The organism is Streptomyces sp. NPDC024687, from assembly GCF_055559055.1.
Map to the genome: position 1 here is coordinate 196,227 of NZ_JBVHLJ010000006.1, position 18,788 is coordinate 215,014.

Here is an 18,788-nt window from a genome sequence, read left to right on the forward strand (position 1 = left end):
CCGCTCCGGGAGTTCGAACGACACTGTTTCGTACGACACGAATGTAGCGCATCCACCAACGAAACGAAACGGTTTCGTTCGTGTTGCGGGTCACCAGGGTCGCCCGTGGGTCACCGCCGACCGATTTTTCATAAGTTGCTCCGGTCCAGCCCCGGGAAAAGCATGGAGAGGTGAGCTATCTGCGCCTTCCGCATCTGAGCGGCGACCTGTTGTGCTTCGTGGCCGAGGACGACCTCTGGCTGGCCCCACTCGACGGTCCGGGCCGCGCCTGGCGCCTGACCGTCGACCGCACCAAGGTCGGCCACCCGCGCTTCTCGCCCGACGGTCGCCACATCGCGTATACGAGCTGGCGCAGCCTCGTGCCCGAGATCCACCTCGCGGACGTGGACGGCGGACCGGGCCGCCGCCTCACCTACTGGGGCAGCGCCGACACCCAGGTCACCGGCTGGACGCCGCCCGAAGGAGACAACGGGGGCACCATCCTCGCCGTCGCCTCCCACGGCGAGCCCTTCTCCTACTTCACCTGGGCCTACAAGGTCCCCACCGACGGCTCGCCCGGCCACAAACTCCCCTGGGGCCCGGTCTCCGACATCCAGGTCGCCGACCGCAAGACCCTCCTCCTCACCGGCACGCCGCCGCACGAACCGGCCGCCTGGAAGCGCTACCGGGGTGGCGCCACGGGCCGCCTCTGGCTGCACGGCGAACGCCTGCTGCCCGACCTCGGCGGCCACCTCCACTCCCCCATGTTCGTCGGCGACCGGATCGCCTTCCTCTCCGACCACGAGGGCGTCGGCAACCTCTACTCCTGCGCCCACGACGGCTCCGACCTGCGCCGCCACACCGACCACGACGCCTTCTACGCCCGGCACGCCGCCAGCGACGGCACCCGGGTGGTGTACCAGTGTGGGGGCGACCTGTGGATCGTCGACGACCTCTCGGCCGAGGCCCGCAAACTCGACGTACGGCTGAGTGGGCCGCGCGCCGGACGCCGGACGTACCAGGTGCCCGCCGCCCAGCACGTGGACGGCATCTCGGTCGACGAGACGGGCCGCGCGAGCGCCGTCGTCGTCCGCGGCAGCCTGTACTGGCTGACCCACCGGGACGGCCCCGCACGCACCATCACCGACACGCCGGGGGTACGGGTCCGGCTCCCGGAGATGCTCGGTTCCGCCGGCCAGGTCGCGTATGTGACGGACGCGGAGGGCGAGGACGCCGTGGAGATCGCGTATCTGCCGCGGGCGACGGGCGACCGCGAGCCGCGACGGCTGGCCTCGGGCGGGCTGGGCCGGGTCCTGGAGCTGGTCTCGGACCCGCAGGGCGAACGCCTCGCGATCGCCTCGCACGACGGACGTGTGCTGCTCCTCGACGCTACGGAGGACTCCGACGGCGAGGTCACCGAACTCGTCCGCTCGGTCAACGGCCCGGTCCGGGACCTCGCCTTCTCCCCGGACGGCGCCTGGCTGACGTGGTCGCACCCGGGGATCGGCCGCTCGTTGCGCCAGATCAAGATGGCCCGTGTCTCCCCGAAGGCTGGAGGGGACCGCCTGATCGTCGACGTCACCAACGGCCGCTTCGAGGACGAGAACCCGGTCTTCACCCGCGACGGCCGCTACCTGGCCTTCCTCTCCTGGCGGGGCTTCGACCCCGTCTACGACGTGCACACCGGTGACCTGTCCTTCCCACTCGGCTGCCGCCCCTACCTGGTCCCGCTGTCCTCGGCCACCCCCTCCCCCTTCGCCCTGACCCCGGAGGGCCGCCCGGCCGCCGGGGGCCTGGACCCGGTCGAGGACGAGAGCGGCGAGGGCGGCGCGGTGACCGTCGAACTCGAAGGGCTGGAGAGCCGGGTGACCCCCTTCCCGGTCCCCGCCTCCAAGTACTCGGCGCTGTACCCCGTCGCGGGCGGCGGCCTGGTCTGGCTGCGCTGGCCCATCTCGGGGGCCCTCGGCGAGACCTTCGTCAACCCGGACGACACCTCCGAGCGCCCGACCCTCGAACACTTCGCCATCGGCAAGGCGAAGAAGACCGAACTGGTCGAGCACCTGGACTGGTTCGCGGTCAGCGGCGACGGTTCCCGGCTGGTCGTGGTGGACGAGGGCGAGCTGCGCGCCACGCCCGCCACCGAGTCCGGCGACAGCGACTCGACCGTCTGGATCGACCTGCGCCGCATCCTCCACGAGGTCGACCCGGCCGCCGAGTGGCGCCAGTCGTACGAGGAGGCGGGCCGCCTGATCCGGGCCTACTTCTGGGACCCGGGGATGTGCGGCATCGACTGGGACGCGGTGCTCGACCAGTACCGCCCGCTGCTCGAACGGGTCGCCTCCCCCGACGAGTTCGCCGACCTCCTGCGAGAGGTCCTCGGCGAACTGGGCACCTCCCACGCCTACGTCACCGCCGCCCGCCGCAACGAGGGCCCACCCCACTACCAGCGCCGCCAGGGCCTGCTCGGCGCCAACTTCGTCCCCAGGGACGGGGGTTGGACGGTCCGGCGGATCCTGCCCGGCGACTCCTCGGACTCCAGGGCCCGCTCCCCGCTGGCCGGCACGGGCATCCGCGAGGGCGCGGTCCTCACCCACGTGGACGGCCGCCCGGTCGACGCGGTCGCGGGCCCGTATCCCCTGCTCGCGGCGGCGGGCGGTACGACGGTGGAGCTGACCTTCACCCCGGCACAGGGCGAGGGCGGGGCCCGCCGGGTGGCGGTGGTCCCGCTCCTCGACGAACGTCCCCTGCGCTACCAGGACTGGGTGGCCAAACGCCGGGCCGTCGTAAGGGAGTTGAGCGACGGCCGCTGCGGCTATCTGCACATCCCCGACATGGGCGGCTCGGGCTGGGCCCAGTTCAACAGGGATCTGCGCATGGAGGTCTCCCGGCCCGCCCTCATCGTCGACGTGCGCGGCAACGCGGGCGGCCACATCAGCGAGCTGGTGGTGGAGAAACTGACCCGCACGATCCTCGGCTGGGACCTGACGAGAAACGCCCAGCCGGTGTCGTACGCCTCGAACGCCCCGCGCGGCCCGGTCGTCGCCCTGGCCGACGAGGCGACCTCCTCGGACGGCGACATGATCACGGCGGCCTTCAAACTCCTCGGCCTCGGCCCGGTGGTGGGTCAGCGCACCTGGGGCGGAGTGGTCGGCATGACCGGCCGCCACCAGCTCGGCGACGGCACGGTGATCACGGTCCCGATGAACGCGGCGTGGTTCGACGCGTACGGCTGGTCGATCGAGAACCAGGGCGTCACCCCGGACCTGGAGATCCTGCGCACCCCACTGGACTGGGCGGAGGGCCGCCACGCCCAACTGGACGACGCGGTAACGCTGGCGCTGAGCCTACTGAAGACGAACCCTCCGGCGACACCGCCGGACTACCGGGACGTGCCGGACCGGTCAAGGCCCAAACTACCGCCGAGGTGAGCGCTTTTAGGGGCGCGGGGAACTGCGCGACCAGCCCCCACGAACCCGCACCCGACAACGCACCTGTGAGGCAGACGAAAACGCAGGGTGCCCTCCCAGAAAGAGAGGGCACCCCACGCGTCAAGCAGCGACTACCTACATGTCGAAGTCGGGGTCCAGCCGCTCCTGCTCCTCGCGGCGCATCCGCTCGGACTCCTCGTCCCGCATACGGTCGCGGTCCGGGCCCTGGCCCTGACCCGGGCGACCCCGCTGGCCCTTCTCCTTGGCCTGCTCGGCCTTCTGCTTGGCCTGCTGCTGCCACTGCTCGGACTTGTCCTGGAACTGGTCCTTGATACCCATGTGGGTTCACTCCCGTGGGGGTGAGGGGGAAAGGCCCCTGGCCGGGGCCTCGACCAGATTCACACGCCCGGACAAAGAACGCATTTCGATCAGTTACGGTGCGTAGCGCGAGCCTCCTCGTCCGCCGCCCCACCTGCACCGACGAGTCCCACCCTCATCCCCTCCAGCCGCTGTCCGAACCGCCGCATCTCCCGCTGCCCGACGCTTCCGATGAGCCCCGGCAGGTACCCGCGCATCCCCTGCATCCCGCGCAGCCACCCCTGCCCGTACACATGGCTCGACCGCCGCTCGATCCCGGCCACGATCCGCTCGACCGCCGGACCCAGCGGATACGTCTTGTTGGCCGGCCACGGCAGCCGCTGTCGCAACTCCCGCATGACGGCGTCCTGGTCGGCCCCGCGCACCATGTCCGTGTCGGTCCACGACAGATAACCGACCCCGACCCGCACGCCCTTGTGACCCACCTCGGCCCGCAGGCTGTGCGCGAACGCCTCCACACCGGACTTGGACGCGCAGTACGCGGTCATCATCGGCGCCGGAGTGATCGCGGCGAGGGAGGCGATCTGCAGCAGATAGCCCCGGCTCTCCATCAGCACCGGCAGGAACGCCCGGGCGGTGACGGCCGATCCGATGAGGTTGACCTCGATCACCCGCCGCCACGCCACCGGATCGGAGTCGACGAAGGGCCCGCCGGTCGCGACCCCCGCGTTGGCGACCACGATGTCGACCTTCCCGAACCGCGCCTTGACCTCCTGAGCGACCCGGGCCATCGCCGCGTGGTCGGTGACGTCGGCGTACCAGTGGTCGCTGTCGCCGTGCAGCCGCTCGGAGAGCTGCTTGAGCGCGTCCGGTTCGAGGCCCACCAGCGCGACCTTCGCCCCGCGCGCGGACAGCTTCCGGGCGAGCAACTCCCCCACTCCCCGCGCCGCTCCGGTGACGACCGCGACCTGTCCTTCGAGTCCGACCCTGCTCATGCGCCCTCCTTGACCTGGACGTACGTGGTGACGAGTTCCCGGATCCGCGCGCTGACCGGCTCGGGCGCCTCGATCGGTGTCATGTGGCCGACGCCGGGCAGTTCGGTGACCCCGAGGCAGTTCGGCAGCGCGGCGGCCAACCGGTGTGCGTGCACGGGCGGGGTGAGCCGGTCGGCCGTACCGACGACGACGGCCACCGGTGCGGTGAGCTGCCGTACGCCGTGATCCAGATCGAGCAGACCGAGGACCTGCGACCAGGCGTAGCGCACCCTGCGCGGGCACGCGTGCACGATCCGCGCGCACGCCTCCACCATGTGCGGGGCCGAACCGGGGCCCATCGTCCCGTACTTGAGGATCCGCAGGGCGAGCGGCGTGACCGGTCCGAGCGGCGCCCGCGCCCCTAGGACGCGCCGGGTCAGCCAGGTGCGCAGCCGCCCGGCCCGGATCGGTACGAGGGTCGACTCGGCGACCAGCCGCGACGAACCGGTGCTGCACAGCAGGACGGCGGCCGCGTGGTCCCGGAACGCGGGGCGCTCCGCCGCCGCCATCACCGTCATCCCGCCCATGGAGTGACCGACGATCACCGCCTTCTCCCCTGCCCCGAGGGCCGCCTCCAGCACGGCTTCGAGGTCGTCGGCGAGCCCGTCCGCACTGCAGGCCGGGCTCGCCGGGCTGCGTCCGTGGCCGCGCTGGTCGTACGCGACGACCCGGTGGTCCACGGCGAGTTCGCGGATCTGGGCGGCCCAGAAGGCGGTGGAGCAGGTCCAGCCGTGGGCGAGGACGACGGGGGGCGCGTCCTCGGGGCCGTGCACCTCCACATGCAGGCGAGCACCGTCGGCGGAGAAGGCGGTGAGCTCGCGCGCCGGGGCGGGCGGGGCGTACGGCCCGGAGACGACATGACTCAGACGGCTCATACGGCGGCCTCCGCGCTCTCCTCGGTGACCGCGCCCCGCTGCTCGGCAGGCCGCAACACCTCGTACTCGGCGAGGTCCACCCGCCGGGTCGCCCGCCGGAACTCGGTCGTCGTACCCGGCCAGATCGTGGTGTTGCGGCCGTTCGCGTCCATGTACCAGCTGGTGCAGCCGCCGGTGTTCCACACTGTGCGCTTCATGCGCTCCTGCACCCGGTGGTTCCAGTCCCGCACCGCGGAGGGGCGGGCGTCGAGGGCGGCCCGGCCGCCGAGGACGTCGAGTTGGCGCAGAAAGTCGGCCAGGTAGTTCAGCTGGGACTCGATCATGAGGATCATCGAGGAATTCCCGAGGCCGGTGTTGGGCCCGATGATCGTCATCCAGTTGGGGAACCCGGCGGCGGAGGCACCCCGCAGCGCCTCCATCCCGCCCTTCCACGCCTCGGCCAGCGTCCGCCCGTCCGCGCCGACGACCCGGTCGGCGATCGGCATGTCCGTGACGTGGAAGCCCGTACCGAAGACGATCGCGTCGACCTCGGCCTCGGTGCCGTCGGCGGCGACGAGTGTCGACCCCTCGACGCGGCTGAGCCCGCTCGCGACCACGTCCACGTTGGGCTGGGCGAGCGCCGGGTAGTACGTGCTGCTCAGCAGGATCCGCTTGCAGCCGATGCGGTAGTCGGGGGTGAGCTTGGCGCGAAGGGCCGGGTCCTTGACGGCACGGGACATGTTCCGCTTGGCCAACTGCTCCACGACACCGAGCTCACCCGGTCGCTTGGTGAACGCCTGGACCTGCAACTCCCTGATCCCCCACTGCAGTCCGCGCCGGACCTGGGTGGTGAAGGGCAGCAGCCGGTGCAGTCGGCGCTCGGCGCCGCTGATCGCCCGGTCCATGCGGGGCAGGACCCAGGGCGGCGTGCGCTGGAACAGCGTGACGTGCTGGGCGAGCGGCTGGACGGCCGGGACGATCTGGATGGCCGAGGCGCCCGTCCCCACCATGGCGACCCACTTGCCGCGCAGGTCGTAGTCGTGGTCCCAGCGGGCGGAGTGGAAGACCTTGCCGGGGAAGGAGTCCAGCCCCGGGATGTCCGGGATCTTCGGATCGGAGAGCGGCCCGGTGGCGGAGACGACGAGGTCGGCCGACAGCCGGCCACTTGTTGTCTCGATGTCCCACCGCAGCTTCTCGCCGTCCCAGGTCATCCGCTTCACCTCGGAGTTGAGGCGGATGTGCGGGCGGAGCCGGAAGACGTCCGTCACATGCTCAAGATAGGCGCGGATGTGCTCCTGCCCGGAGAAGGTGCGCGGCCAGTCGGGATGGGGCGCGAAGGAGAACGAGTACAGATGGGACGGCACATCGCAGGCACACCCCGGGTAACTGTTGTCCCGCCACGTGCCCCCCACACTGTCGGCCCGCTCCAGCACGACGAAGTCGGTGACACCCTCCCGCCGCAGTCGTACGGCGGCCCCCAGTCCTCCGAACCCGGATCCGACCACCGCCACCCGCACATGTTCGTGTTCGGCCATGCCCGCTGCCTTCCCTGCCCGACCCTGCCAGTGAACACTGGCGCAATCGGAGGGTAGAGCAGCTCCGTACCGATGGGTAGGGGTCGGGGGAAGGACGTTGACATCAGTGGCTACCGCCACGGGTACCCGGGGTACGACATAAAGTTCGGGCGTGACGGAGAAGCGCGAATACCGCATGGAGGAACTGGCCCGTCTGGCCGGCATCACAGTGCGCACCCTGCGCTTCTACCGCGAACGCAAACTGATCCCGCCCCCTCGCCGCGAGGGCCGCATCGCCTGGTACGACGACCACCACCTGGCCCGCCTGCGCACGATCGCGGCCCTCCTGGAGCGCGGCCACACCCTCACCGGCATCGCGGAACTGGCCGAGGCCCTGGACCACGGCCGTGACGTGGCCGACGTCCTGGGAGTCGCGCCGACGGAGGAGGAGCCGGTCCGCCTCACCCCCGAGGAACTCGCCGCCCGCTTCGAGGGCGAGGTCACCGCGGAGAACCTGGCGGCCGCGCTCGACCTCGGCTACCTCGGCACCGACGGCGACGAGATCGTCCACATCAGCCGCCGCCTCCTGGACGTCTCCTCCGCCCTGGTCCGCGAGGGCATCCCCCTCGCCGAAGTCCTGGCGGCCGGCAGACACGTCCGCCAACACGCCGACGCCCTGGCCGAGATGTTCGCCGAACTCGTCCTCCGCCACGCCGACGAGAACGACCTCCACCGCCTGCGCCCCCTGGCACGCAGCGTGGTGGAGGCGGAACTGTCCCTGGCGCTGGACCGGCGGTTGCGGAAGCGGGACTGAAGGTGGGCTAGAGCTCGTAGACGACCGTCACGGGCGCGTGGTCCGACCAGCGCTCGGCGTGCGTGGCGGCGCGCTCGACGTACCCCTTGACGGCCTTGGCCGCGAGCCCCGGCGTGGAGACGTGGAGGTCGATCCGCCATCCTGAATCGTTGTCGAAGGCCCGCCCCCGGTACGACCACCACGAGTACGGCCCCTCGACGTCCGGGTGCAGTGCGCGCACGACGTCGACGTAACCGCCGTCGGTCTCGTCGAACACGCGGCTGAGCCACGCCCGCTCCTCCGGCAGGAACCCGGAGCTCTTCTGGTTGGCGCGCCAGTTCTTCAGGTCGGCCTGCTGGTGGGCGATGTTCCAGTCGCCGCAGACGACGACTTCGCGGCCGTCGGCGGCGGAGCGTGCCCGCAGGTCCTTCAGGTGGGCGAGGAACTCGTCCATGAAGCGGACCTTCTCGTCCTGCCGCTCGGTGCCGACCTCGCCGGAGGGCAGGTAGAGGGAGGCGACGGTGACGCCGGGCAGGTCCGCCTCGACGTAGCGCCCGCTGGTGTCGAACTCGGCCGACCCGAAGCCGACCTGGACCCGGTCGGGCTCGCGGCGGGTGTAGAGGGAGACGCCGGCGCGGCCCTTGGCGGCGGCGGGCGCGTGCACCACGTGCCAGCCCTCGGGAGCACGGACACTGTCGGGCAGTTGCTGCGGCTCGGCGCGCACCTCCTGCAGACAGAGCACATCGGCGGAGGTCTCCGCGAGCCACTCCACGAAGCCCTTCTTCGCGGCGGCGCGCAGCCCGTTCACATTGGCGGAGGTCACAGTGAGCACCCGGGAACGATACCGGCACACTGGAGGGCATGATGATCCGCCGTGTCCCCTTCGACCACCCCGACGCCGTCAAGCTCAACGACCAGGTCCAGGCCGAGTACCACGTCCGCTACGGCGACGGCGGCGACGCCACCGAGCTGGCCCCGACGGACTTCGATCCGCCGAACGGCGTGTACCTGATCGTGTACGACGAGAACGACAGCCCTGTCGCCACGGGCGGCTGGCGTTCCCAGGACGCGAACGGCGAGGGCAACCTGGACGGCGATGCCGAGCTCAAGCGCATGTACGTGATCGAGCAGATGCGCGGCCGCGGTCTCGCCCGCCGTGTCCTGGCGGCCCTGGAGGAGGACGCCCGCGCGGCGGGCCGGCTGCGCATGGTCCTGGAGACCGGCACCAAGCAGCCGGAGGCGATCGCCCTGTACACCTCCAGCGGCTACGAACCCTGCGTCAAGTTCGGCTACTACCGCCACTTCGAGGAGAGCCGCTGCTTCGCGAAGCCCCTGTGAGACCACCCCGCAGATGACAGAAGACCCGCTCCTGAATCAGGAGCGGGTCTTCATGATGCGTGGACCTGAGGGGATTCGAACCCCTGGCCCCCTCGATGCGAACGAGGTGCGCTACCGGACTGCGCCACAGGCCCTTGCAACGAGTGAAACTCTAGCATCCCCGTCCGGATGCTTGGAAATCCGTTCCCGGCTGGTCAGGGCCCGCTGATTCCGGCCCCGTCCCTCACTCGTTGGCCGCGCGCGGCCGCTCGCCTTCCTCGTACTGGTCGAAGAGCGGCGTACGGCCGCGCTCGCGTGCCCGGCGTGCGGAGGCGGCGCGGCGGGCGTCGGTGCGGCCGTCCGCCTCGGGCTTGTCGTCCGCGTCGTCGGCCCCGTCCTCCGCTCCCCCGTCGTCGGCTACGGGCGCCGCCTCCTGGCCGGAGTGCTCGGGGGCCACGGTGCTGGACCGGGCCGAACTCCACGCGTCCGGCGCGCCGAGGTCCACGTCCGCGGTGGCCCGCGGAGCGACCGGCGCGGTCACGTACGTCGGCAGCGGCACCGGTACCGGGTCCCAGCTGTCCCCGTGTCCCGGCCTGCGCTGCCGCTCGCGCTGCTGGTCGACCCACTCGGCGTGGTCGGTCTGCTCGACGAGGGCGCGCCGGTCGGCGGCGAGCGCGGAGAGCCCGGGATCGGTCTGCGCCCCTGGTCCCTCGTCCGCTTCGTCGGCGTCCGCGCCGGTGCTCACGGACGCGCGCCGGCGCGGCTGACGGGCCCGCTCCCGCAGGTGCTGGGCGGCGGCCTCGGCGCGGCGCCGGTCCATCTGGTAGGCGAAGCGGCGGCGTTCCTGGGAGCGCAGGTACGCGATGTACGCGCTGAGCATCACCGCGGGTACGCCCGGCGCCCACAGGAAGGCGAGTCCTCCTACGGCGGCGACGATCGCGCCGAGTGTGAAGGCGAGGAAGAGCATCACCGTCGTACGCCGTCGGCGGGCGAGTACCTTCACACGCCGGGCGCGCGCCGCGGCCGCTTCCGCGGCGGCCGTGCGCCGGGCGGCGGAGGCGGGTGTCTGCTTCCGCGTCGGGGCGCCACCGTGTTCGGGCGCGGGCGCGTTGGTCTTGGCGCGCGCCGGGTCGCCGTGCCCTGCTTCCCGCCCCGCCTGCCGCCCGGGTTCCCGCTCGGCTTCCCGCGCGTGCTCGCGCGGCGCCTGGCGCTCGGAAGCCGACGGCTGGACCGTCGCCTGGGTCTGCGGACGGGTCGGAGGCATGGCGAAGGCCCGGACGTCCACCGAGTCGGTGACGACATCCGGTTCGTCGGCGCCGTGCTCCCCCTCGTCGGTGGAGCGCGCGCGCAGGTCCTTGGCGTATCGACGCTCCATGCCCGCCCGTCCGGACAGCAGCCGGATGGCGGTGCTGAAGCGTTCCGTCGGACGGGCCTCGTTCAGCTCGTCCTGCCTACGGAGCCACATCGGCACCAAGTAGGCGGCCCAGGCCCCGACAATGACTGCGTAGATGAGGCCGCTGCTGCTCACGCCTCACACGGTAGAGGGGTTTGCGTGAGGCCATCTGCCAATTGCGCCGGTGTGTCGCACGATCTGGCTGATATTTCGAGCTTTTTTTCCGACCGATCCGATCAGCAGGCCGCCTCAGTCGGGAATTCAATGCCCTGAGACGGTCATGCACCGATCATTTTCGAACACCTATTCCATTTCCCGGCTATGCGGGATTGTCGTGCGGTGTTCCGCTGGAGCGGGCCCGCTGCCAGCGCCTGAGCAGCCCGTCGGGCACCTCTTCCGCGGTGAGCGCGAACACGAGATGGTCCCGCCAGGCCCCGTCGATGTGGAGATAGCGCGGCCGCAGTCCCTCCTCGCGGAATCCGAGTTTCTCCACGACCCGTCGGCTGGGCACGTTCTCGGGGCGAATGCAGACCTCGATGCGGTGCAGACCGACCGTGCGGAAACAGTGGTCCACGACAAGCGCCACAGCGGTCGGCATCACTCCGCGCCCGGCCACCGACTGGTCCACCCAGTAGCCGACGTGCCCCGAGCACATCGAGCCCCAGGTGATCCCGGCGACCGTCAACTGCCCGACGAGCTGGCCCCGGTACTCGATGACGAACGGCAGCATCCGCCCCGCGTTCGCCTCGGACCTCAGGTGGCGGACCATCTGGCGGTAGGTCGGGCGGTGCGCGATCGGGCCGCTCGGGGTGGGTGGCGGGATGGTCGCCTCCCAGGGGCGCAGCCAGTCCCGGTTGCGCCGGTTGACCTCGCGCCAGACCCGCTGGTCGCGCATCTTTATCGGCCTCAGGACGACATCGCCGTCCGCCAGTACGACGGGCCAGGACGGGCTGTTCAGCTCGCACCCCCACTGCCGGCGCCGGGTCTGGGATGGTCGCCGCCGCGGATCTGGTCGACGGCGTGGATCAACAGGGGCTCCAGGACGGCCAGTCCGTCCTTCACCCCGCCACTGGAACCCGGCAGGTTGACGATCAGCGTGTGTCCCGCCACCCCGGCCAGGCCCCGGGAGAGCGCGGCGGTCGGCACCTTCTCCCGTCCGAACGCCCGGATGGCCTCCGCGATGCCCGGCACCTCGTGGTCGATGACCGCGCGGGTCGCCTCGGGGGTGCGGTCGGTGGGCGAGATGCCGGTGCCGCCGGTGGTGACGATGACGTCGTATCCGGCCTCGGCACCGGCGCGCAGGGCGGCCTCCACGGGGTCGCCGTCGGGGACGACCTGAGGGCCGTCGACGGTGAAGCCGAACCTCTTCAGGCCGTCGGCGATCAGCGGGCCGCCCTTGTCCTCGTAGACACCGGCGGCGGCCCGGTTGGACGCGGTGACCACAAGAGCGCGATACGTCATGCCCGGCTCCAGTCGCCCGACTTGCCGCCCGTCTTCTCCTCGACCCGTACGTCCGTGATGACCGCTCCCTTGTCGACCGCCTTGACCATGTCGATCACGGTGAGCGCGGCGACGGAGACCGCGGTGAGGGCCTCCATCTCGACGCCCGTGCGGTCCGTGGTCTTCACGGTGGCCAGGATCTCCACGGCGTCGTCCGCGACCGACAGATCCAGTTTCACACCGGACACCGACAACGGGTGGCACAGCGGGATGAGGTCGGGGGTGCGTTTGGCGCCCATGATGCCCGCGATCCGCGCGGTGGCCAGGGCGTCGCCCTTGGGGACACCCTCGCCGCGCAGCAGCTCGATCACTCGGGGCGAGACGAGGACGCGTCCACTCGCGCGCGCGGTGCGTGCGGTGACGTCCTTGCCGGAGACATCGACCATACGGGCGGCTCCCGCCTCGTCGATGTGCGTCAGTCGGTCCTGCGTACTCATGGTTGTGCGGCGCTCCCGGTCCGGCCTGTTGTGCGCGACACGGTACCGCCAACCTGGAGTGGTCAGCCGAGCAGGACCACTTCGACCTCGGTGCCGGGCTCCACGGACTCCACGTCCTCCGGTACGACGATCAGCGCGTCGGCCTGTGCGAGGGCGGCCACCAGGTGGGAGCCGGCGCCGCCGACCGGGCTGACGGAGCCGTCTGCGTACGCGCCGCGCAGGAACTGTCGGCGGCCCTTGGGCGAGGTCAGCGCCTTGTCCGCGGTCAGGGTGGCCCTGGTCTGCGGCCGGTGGACGTCGTCGAGGCCCATGAGAGTGCGGATCGCGGGGCGGACGAACAGTTCGAAGGAGACGTACGACGACACCGGGTTGCCCGGCAGGGCCAGCAGCGGGGTGTGGTCGGGGCCGATGGTGCCGAAGCCCTGGGGCTTGCCGGGCTGCATGGCGAGCTTGCGGAAGTCGATGCCGCTGCCCGGCTCGTCCGCGTCGCCGACGGAGGACAGCGCCTCCTTGACGACGTCGTACGCCCCGACGCTGACGCCGCCCGTGGTGACCAGGAGGTCGGCGCGGACGAGCTGGTCCTCGATGGTGGCGCGCAGGGTCTCGGCGTCGTCGGCGACGGCCCCCACGCGGTAGGCGATGGCGCCGGCGTCCCGGGCGGCCGCGGTGAGGGCGAAGCTGTTGGAGTCGTAGATCTGGCCGGTGCCGAGACCCTCGTCGGGCTGGACGAGTTCGCTGCCGGTGGACATGACGACCACGCGCGGACGTGGGCGCACGCGTACGGTGCCGCGGCCGATGGCGGCGAGCAGGGCGATCTGCGGCGGGCCGAGGACGGTTCCGGCGTCCAGGGCGCGGTCCCCGGCGCGGACGTCGCTGCCCTGGGCACGCACATGCGCGCGTGCCTCGGCGGGCCGGTACACGTGCACGTGCCCCTCGGCACCCTCGGGGGCGAGGCTGCGGGCGCGCATCCCGCTGACCGGGCCCTCGCCGAGGCCGCCGTCGGTCCACTCGACGGGCACGACGGTCTCGGCGCCGGGCGGCAGCGGGGCGCCGGTCATGATGCGGGCGGCCTGTCCGGGGCCGACCTCGAGCAGCTCGGCCTGGCCCGCCGCCACGTCCCCGACGACGTCCAGGACGGCCGGGTACTCCTCGCTCGCGCCCGTCACGTCCGCGACCCGTACCGCGTACCCGTCCATGGAGCTGTTGTCGAACGGGGGCAGGGACACCGGGACCGTGACGTCCTCGACCAGGACGCAGCCCTGGGCGTCGAGCAGTTGCAGCTCGATGGGTTCGAGGGTGCGGACGGTCGCGAGGATGTCCTCCAGGTGTTCGTCCACCGACCAGAGGTGGTCCTGGTCGGCGGGGCGGGGCGCGGCGCTGCTCAAATGCCTACATCTCCTCGGCTACGTAACGGCGAAGCCAGGTCCGGAAGTCCGGGCCCAGGTCTTCACGTTCGCACGCGAGTCTGACAATGGCACGCAGATAGTCGCCGCGGTCGCCGGTGTCATAGCGGCGGCCCTTGAAGACGACGCCGTGCACCGGGCCGCCGACCTTCTCGTCCTGCGCGAGCTGCTGGAGGGCGTCGGTGAGCTGGATCTCGTTGCCCCGGCCCGGCTCGGTCTTGCGGAGTATGTCGAAGATGCGCGGGTCGAGGACGTAGCGGCCGATGACCGCGTAGTTCGACGGGGCGTCGGCCGCGTCCGGCTTCTCGACGAGGCCGCTCACCCGGACGACGTCGCTGTCCTCGGTCTCCTCGACGACGGCACAGCCGTAGAGGTGGATCTGCTCGGGCGCGACCTCCATCAGCGCGATGACGCTGCCGCCGTGCTGCTCCTGCACCTCGATCATTCGCTTGAGCAGGGGGTCGCGGGCGTCGATCAGGTCGTCGCCGAGGAGGACGGCGAAGGGCTCCTGGCCCACGTGGGGGGCCGCGCACAGGACCGCGTGGCCGAGGCCGCGGGGGTCGCCCTGGCGTACGTAGTGCATGGTGGCGAGGTCGCTGGACTGCTGGACCTTGGCGAGCCGGTCGGCGTCGCCCTTCTTCTGGAGGGCGGACTCGAGCTCGTAGTTGCGGTCGAAGTGGTCCTCCAGGGGGCGCTTGTTGCGTCCCGTGATCATGAGGACGTCATCGAGGCCCGCGGAGACGGCCTCCTCGACCACGTACTGGATCGCCGGCTTGTCGACCACCGGCAGCATCTCCTTGGGAGTGGCCTTGGTGGCGGGCAGGAAGCGGGTGCCGAGCCCTGCTGCCGGAATGACAGCCTTGCTGATCCGAGGGTGCGACTGAGTCATGTCCGCAACCCTATCCGGTGCCTTTGCCTGGAATCTGTGGCTCCGGTTAATAAGCTCTTATATGAGCGCATTGAAAGGGTACGGGTGCAGACCTTGAGTCATGTCGGACGTCCCACCAAGCCTGACAAGCGAACGTTGCGACGAGAGTACCTGGCGGTGAGGAACAGGTTGACGGCCGATGACGTGCGGGAAGCGGCTTCCGCGCTGGCCGGCCGGGCCCTCGGGCTGCCCGAGCTGGCGCGTGCGCGCACGGTGGCGGCGTACGTCTCCGTGGGGAGCGAACCCGGCACGCTCACCCTCCTCGACGCGCTGCGCGAGCGGGGCGTGCGGGTCCTGCTCCCGGCGCTGCTGCCGGACAACGATCTGGACTGGGGCGCCTACACCGGCGAGGGCTCTGTCACGCGCGTCCAACACGGCGGGAAAATGGCCCTCTTCGAGCCCGCCGGGGAGCGTCTGGGCCCGGACGCAGTGACCGGCGCCGACGTCGTGCTGCTGCCCGGCCTCGCGGTGGACGGGCGCGGGATGCGCCTGGGGCGCGGCGGGGGGTCGTACGACCGGGTGCTCGCGCGCCTGGAGCGCGCGGGCGCACGACCAGCGCTGGTGGTGCTCCTGTACGACTCCGAGGTCGTCGCGCATGTCCCGGAGGAGGCGCACGACCGTCCGGTGGACGCGGTGGTGACGCCGTCGGGTGTGCGCCGCTTCCGCACCTCCGCATGAGGAAGGGCCCTCCACGCGCGCGTGGAGGGCCCTTTTGCGGTCTGTCGCCTCAGCTCACGGCTTGAGCACCAGCGTGTCGGTGGTGCTCTTGTCGACGGCGTCGTCCGAGAAGGACCAGTCCAGCAGCTCGCCCTTGACCCACTTGCCGGTCTGGTCGGTGTAGTGCGCGCTGTAGGCGTGCCCGGAGGCGCCGGTGAGGTTGATCCACTTCGACTTGTCGAGGTCGCCGAGGTTGACCACCATGCGCATCGACGGCACCCAGACGACGCCGTAGCCGCCCGCGGCGTTCCAGCCGGTCGCGTTGACCGTCGCCTCACCGCCGCTGAGCTTCCAGGGGCCGCGGTTGAGCATGTACTGGATGAAGCCGGGGCCCTCGACGCCCAGGGTCTGGTTCTTCAGGAACAGGCGGTGCAGCCGGCCCCAGCTCCAGGTGTCGATGTCCTTGCCGAGCTTCGCGGTCAGCTCCCAGCGGGCGTCGATCATGGCGCGCTTGAACAGCTCGTCGCGGTTGTCGGCCTTGGGACGGTCGCCCACGCCGGCCGGGGTCTTCCACCAGTCGCTGTTCTCGTCGTCCATGAGCTTGCGCACCACCTCGAACCAGCGGTCGCCGCCATCGGGTTGTGCCTGGTCGGCGTCGCGCTGGCCGCACTCGCGGACCTTGTCCGTCGCGTCCGCGGGCCCGACGGTGTTGACCGGGTCGACCCACAGACACTGGCCCTTGACCCGCAGCTCCTTGGGCAGCTTGTTGCCGAAGGCGAGCTTGAGGATGTTGCGCCAGACGGCGTTGAAGTAGGCGGCCGCGGCCGAGTCGGCGTCCTGGGTGTAGTCCCAGCCCTCCAGGAGCTCCTGCGCCTGACGGACGTCCTTGTCCTCGATGTCGATCTTCAGCAGCTTCGGTACGAGCAGCTTGGCGATCTCACTGCTGTTGTCGAGCTGCATCTGGCGCATGTCGTCGGTGGAGATCTTGCCGCCGCCCTTGATCTTCTGCTCGATCAGGTCGGTGATGCGCTGGCTGCGGGTGCCGTAGCCCCAGTCCGTGGTGAGCGTGTAGGGGTACTTGTCCTTGTCGACCACGGCCTGGTTGGCGGTGACGATGTAGCCGCGCTCCGGGTTGTACTCGTAGGGCAGCTCGTCCTGCTCGATGTACTTGCCGGTCCAGGTGTACTTCGGGTTCCAGCCCGGGGCCGGGATGGCGCCGGTGTCGCCCTTCGCGCGGATCGGGATGCGGCCGGGCAGCGTGTAGCCGATGTTCTCGGAGTCGGCGTAGACGAGATTCTGCGAGGGCACGTCGAACAACGCGGCCGCCGCGCGGAATTCGCTCCAGTTCGACGCCCGGTCCATCGCGAACACGGCATCCATGGAGGTGCCGGGGTCGAGCGCGGTCCAGCGCAGCGCGACGCCGTAGCCGTCGCCGCGGTCGGGGGCCGCGTTGTCGACGGTGGCCTTCTTGCCGACCTTCACCAGTTCGTCGGAGCGGTCGGAGAGCAGGGGGCCGTTGTTCGTCTCACGGACGACGATCTTCTTGGAGGTGCCGCCGGCGACCTTGATGGTCTCCTCGCGCGTGGTGAAGGGAACCGTCTTGCCGCCGTACAGGTAGCCGTCGCCGGACAGCTTCTCCAGGTAGAGGTCGGTGACGTCGACGCCGGAGTTCGTCATGCCCCAGGCGATCTTCGCGTTGTGGCCGATGACCACGCCGGGCATGCCCGCGAAGGTGTAGCCGGAGACGTCGTACCGGCACTTGCTGGAGACGGTCCGGCAGTGCAGGCCCATCTGGTACCAGACGGACGGCAGCGAGGCCGACAGGTGCGGGTCGTTGGCCAGCAGTGGCTTGCCGGTGATGGTGTGCGAGCCGGCGACGACCCACGAGTTGGAGCCGATGCCCTGGCCGTTGACACCGACGGCCGTGGGGACGTCGTCCAGGACGCTGGAGAGGCCGGAGAGCTGGCTCTGGAGGGCCGAGGCGGTCGAGGAGGAGGTCGAGGCCGACGTGCCCGTCCCGGTGCCGCCCGCGGCCGTTCCCGAGCCGCTCGTGGAGGTGCCGGTGCCGCTCGCGGACGTTCCGGTGCCGCTCGTGGACGTTCCCGTGCCGGACAGGCCGTTCTCCTGCGAGCTGCCGTTCTGCTCGAAGGTCTCGGTCAGCTCGTTGTACTGGCCCTCCTGGACGATCGCCTGGTTGCGGCTGTACGGGTACTCCGGGTACAGGTCGGCGATCTGCTTCGGGCCGAGGCGGCTGGTCATCACGGCGCGGTCGATCTCGTCCTTCATGTTGCCGCGCAGGTCCCAGGCCATCGCCTTGAGCCACGCGAGCGAGTCGACCGGGGTCCACTTCTCGGGCTTGTAGTCGTTCTCGAAGGAGAGCGCCGCGTACTCCAGGGAGATGTCCTTGCCGCTCCTGCCCTGAAGGTAGGCGTTGACCCCCTTGGCGTAGGCCTGGAGGTACTTCTTGGTGGAGGCCGACAGTTTGGTGTCGTACTCCTTCTTCGCGACCCGGTCCCAGCCCAGTGTGCGCAGGAACTCGTCGTCCTCGACCTGGCCCTTGCCGAACATCTCCGACAGGCGCCCGGAGGTCAGATGCCGGCGCACGTCCATCTCGTAGAACCGGTCCTGCGCCTGGACGTAGCCCTGCGCCATGAACAGGTCCTCGTCCGAGGAGGCATAGATCTGCGGAATGCCGTAACTGTCGCGTTTGACGTCCACGGGGCCCGACAGGCCCTCGAGCTCGGTCGAACCCTTGGTCTGCGGGAAGGACGCGCGGACGGTGCTCACCGACCAGTACCCGCCGAAGGCGACACCGCCGATGACGGCCAGTACGAGGACGAGAACGATCAGGCGGGCTCGGCGCCCCTTCTTCCTGCCGGACTTGCCGGGCTGCTGACCCGATGAGGCGGTGGTGGTGGGGGGCATCGCTGTCCTTGCTGTCCTAACGCGAGCGGCAGGGCGGGCTGTGCTTTCGACGGGGAGCTTGCGTCACATTCCCGGCCGGATCAGCGCGCGGCGTCTGGTGCGTGCGATCGCAAGGCGCCGGAGCGTCCTCGTGGCGGAGCCACGTGGGCGTTTCGGCAACGCGGCGAGCGTGCGTGCCAGGCGTCGCGCGCCCGGCCGGGGATGTGACGCAGGCTCTGCGCGCTGGAGCAACCATAGGCGCAGGGCCCAGGCGGACTTGACGCGGAGTCGGGTACGAACGCGGACGAGCGTTCGATCTCGCCGCGCGA

At 70.8% G+C, this 18,788-nt stretch carries 16 protein-coding genes and 1 tRNA gene; 4 read left to right on the forward strand and 13 right to left on the reverse strand.

Going from position 1 to position 18,788, the window contains the following annotated elements:
* Positions 1-170 precede the first annotated feature (170 nt).
* Positions 171-3,407, forward strand: coding sequence for a S41 family peptidase (locus ACZ39I_RS24405; RefSeq protein ID WP_467246434.1), 3,237 nt, complete (start codon positions 171-173; stop codon positions 3,405-3,407).
* A 135-nt stretch (positions 3,408-3,542) separates the two neighbouring features.
* Here the strand turns inward: ACZ39I_RS24405 and ACZ39I_RS24410 are convergent, their stop codons facing one another.
* From ACZ39I_RS24410 to ACZ39I_RS24425, 4 genes are all read right to left on the reverse strand, one after another.
* Positions 3,543-3,746 (reverse strand): hypothetical protein, encoded by a 204-nt coding sequence (locus ACZ39I_RS24410; RefSeq protein WP_467246436.1) that lies wholly within the window; start codon positions 3,744-3,746, stop codon positions 3,543-3,545.
* 89 nt (positions 3,747-3,835) lie between these two features.
* Complete coding sequence (locus ACZ39I_RS24415; RefSeq protein ID WP_451474813.1) at positions 3,836-4,720, reverse strand: SDR family oxidoreductase; 885 nt, start codon at positions 4,718-4,720, stop codon at positions 3,836-3,838.
* Positions 4,717-5,634 (reverse strand): alpha/beta fold hydrolase, encoded by a 918-nt coding sequence (locus ACZ39I_RS24420; protein ID WP_467246437.1) that lies wholly within the window; start codon positions 5,632-5,634, stop codon positions 4,717-4,719. The genes ACZ39I_RS24415 and ACZ39I_RS24420 overlap by 4 nt, the downstream gene beginning before the upstream one ends.
* Entirely contained in the window at positions 5,631-7,148 is a 1,518-nt protein-coding gene (locus ACZ39I_RS24425; RefSeq protein ID WP_467246438.1) for a flavin-containing monooxygenase, read from the reverse strand. The genes ACZ39I_RS24420 and ACZ39I_RS24425 overlap by 4 nt, the downstream gene beginning before the upstream one ends.
* 151 nt (positions 7,149-7,299) lie before the next feature.
* Between ACZ39I_RS24425 and ACZ39I_RS24430 the strand changes: the two genes are divergently transcribed.
* Positions 7,300-7,941: a MerR family transcriptional regulator gene (locus ACZ39I_RS24430; protein ID WP_352388407.1), complete on the forward strand. Its 642-nt coding sequence runs from the start codon at positions 7,300-7,302 to the stop codon at positions 7,939-7,941.
* A gap of 7 nt (positions 7,942-7,948) precedes the next feature.
* Here ACZ39I_RS24430 and ACZ39I_RS24435 read toward each other — a convergent pair whose 3' ends face one another.
* A complete protein-coding gene (locus ACZ39I_RS24435) occupies positions 7,949-8,752 on the reverse strand; it encodes an exodeoxyribonuclease III (RefSeq protein ID WP_467246439.1) in 804 nt (267 codons plus the stop codon).
* Between the two features lie 29 nt (positions 8,753-8,781).
* On the opposite strand from ACZ39I_RS24435, the gene ACZ39I_RS24440 reads away from it, so the two are divergent.
* Positions 8,782-9,258 carry a GNAT family N-acetyltransferase gene (locus ACZ39I_RS24440; RefSeq protein ID WP_467246440.1) on the forward strand — a complete coding sequence of 159 codons (477 nt, stop codon included), beginning with the start codon at positions 8,782-8,784 and terminating at the stop codon, positions 9,256-9,258.
* 60 nt (positions 9,259-9,318) lie between these two features.
* Here ACZ39I_RS24440 and ACZ39I_RS24445 read toward each other — a convergent pair.
* The 7 genes from ACZ39I_RS24445 to galU form a co-directional block, all read right to left on the reverse strand.
* A tRNA-Ala gene (locus tag ACZ39I_RS24445) sits at positions 9,319-9,392 on the reverse strand.
* Between the two features lie 89 nt (positions 9,393-9,481).
* The gene (gene sepX, locus ACZ39I_RS24450) at positions 9,482-10,765 is read right to left on the reverse strand and encodes a divisome protein SepX/GlpR (RefSeq protein ID WP_467246442.1); all 1,284 of its coding nucleotides are present in this window, start codon (positions 10,763-10,765) and stop codon (positions 9,482-9,484) included.
* A gap of 184 nt (positions 10,766-10,949) precedes the next feature.
* Positions 10,950-11,588 (reverse strand): GNAT family N-acetyltransferase, encoded by a 639-nt coding sequence (locus tag ACZ39I_RS24455; RefSeq protein WP_352388887.1) that lies wholly within the window; start codon positions 11,586-11,588, stop codon positions 10,950-10,952.
* Positions 11,585-12,091 carry a MogA/MoaB family molybdenum cofactor biosynthesis protein gene (locus ACZ39I_RS24460; protein WP_467246444.1) on the reverse strand — a complete coding sequence of 169 codons (507 nt, stop codon included), beginning with the start codon at positions 12,089-12,091 and terminating at the stop codon, positions 11,585-11,587. The genes ACZ39I_RS24455 and ACZ39I_RS24460 overlap by 4 nt, the downstream gene beginning before the upstream one ends.
* The gene (moaC, locus tag ACZ39I_RS24465; protein WP_053852462.1) at positions 12,088-12,567 is read right to left on the reverse strand and encodes a cyclic pyranopterin monophosphate synthase MoaC; all 480 of its coding nucleotides are present in this window, start codon (positions 12,565-12,567) and stop codon (positions 12,088-12,090) included. Before moaC ends, ACZ39I_RS24460 begins: the two co-directional genes overlap by 4 nt.
* 62 nt (positions 12,568-12,629) lie before the next feature.
* Positions 12,630-13,952 (reverse strand): molybdotransferase-like divisome protein Glp, encoded by a 1,323-nt coding sequence (glp, locus tag ACZ39I_RS24470; RefSeq protein ID WP_467246446.1) that lies wholly within the window; start codon positions 13,950-13,952, stop codon positions 12,630-12,632.
* Positions 13,953-13,956: 4 nt separating this feature from the next.
* Positions 13,957-14,859: a UTP--glucose-1-phosphate uridylyltransferase GalU gene (gene galU / locus ACZ39I_RS24475; RefSeq protein ID WP_352388420.1), complete on the reverse strand. Its 903-nt coding sequence runs from the start codon at positions 14,857-14,859 to the stop codon at positions 13,957-13,959.
* 93 nt (positions 14,860-14,952) lie between these two features.
* Between galU and ACZ39I_RS24480 the strand changes: the two genes are divergently transcribed.
* A complete protein-coding gene (locus tag ACZ39I_RS24480; protein ID WP_467246448.1) occupies positions 14,953-15,576 on the forward strand; it encodes a 5-formyltetrahydrofolate cyclo-ligase in 624 nt (207 codons plus the stop codon).
* 54 nt (positions 15,577-15,630) lie between these two features.
* Here ACZ39I_RS24480 and ACZ39I_RS24485 read toward each other — a convergent pair whose 3' ends face one another.
* Positions 15,631-18,480 carry a penicillin acylase family protein gene (locus ACZ39I_RS24485; RefSeq protein ID WP_467246449.1) on the reverse strand — a complete coding sequence of 950 codons (2,850 nt, stop codon included), beginning with the start codon at positions 18,478-18,480 and terminating at the stop codon, positions 15,631-15,633.
* Positions 18,481-18,788 lie beyond the last annotated feature (308 nt).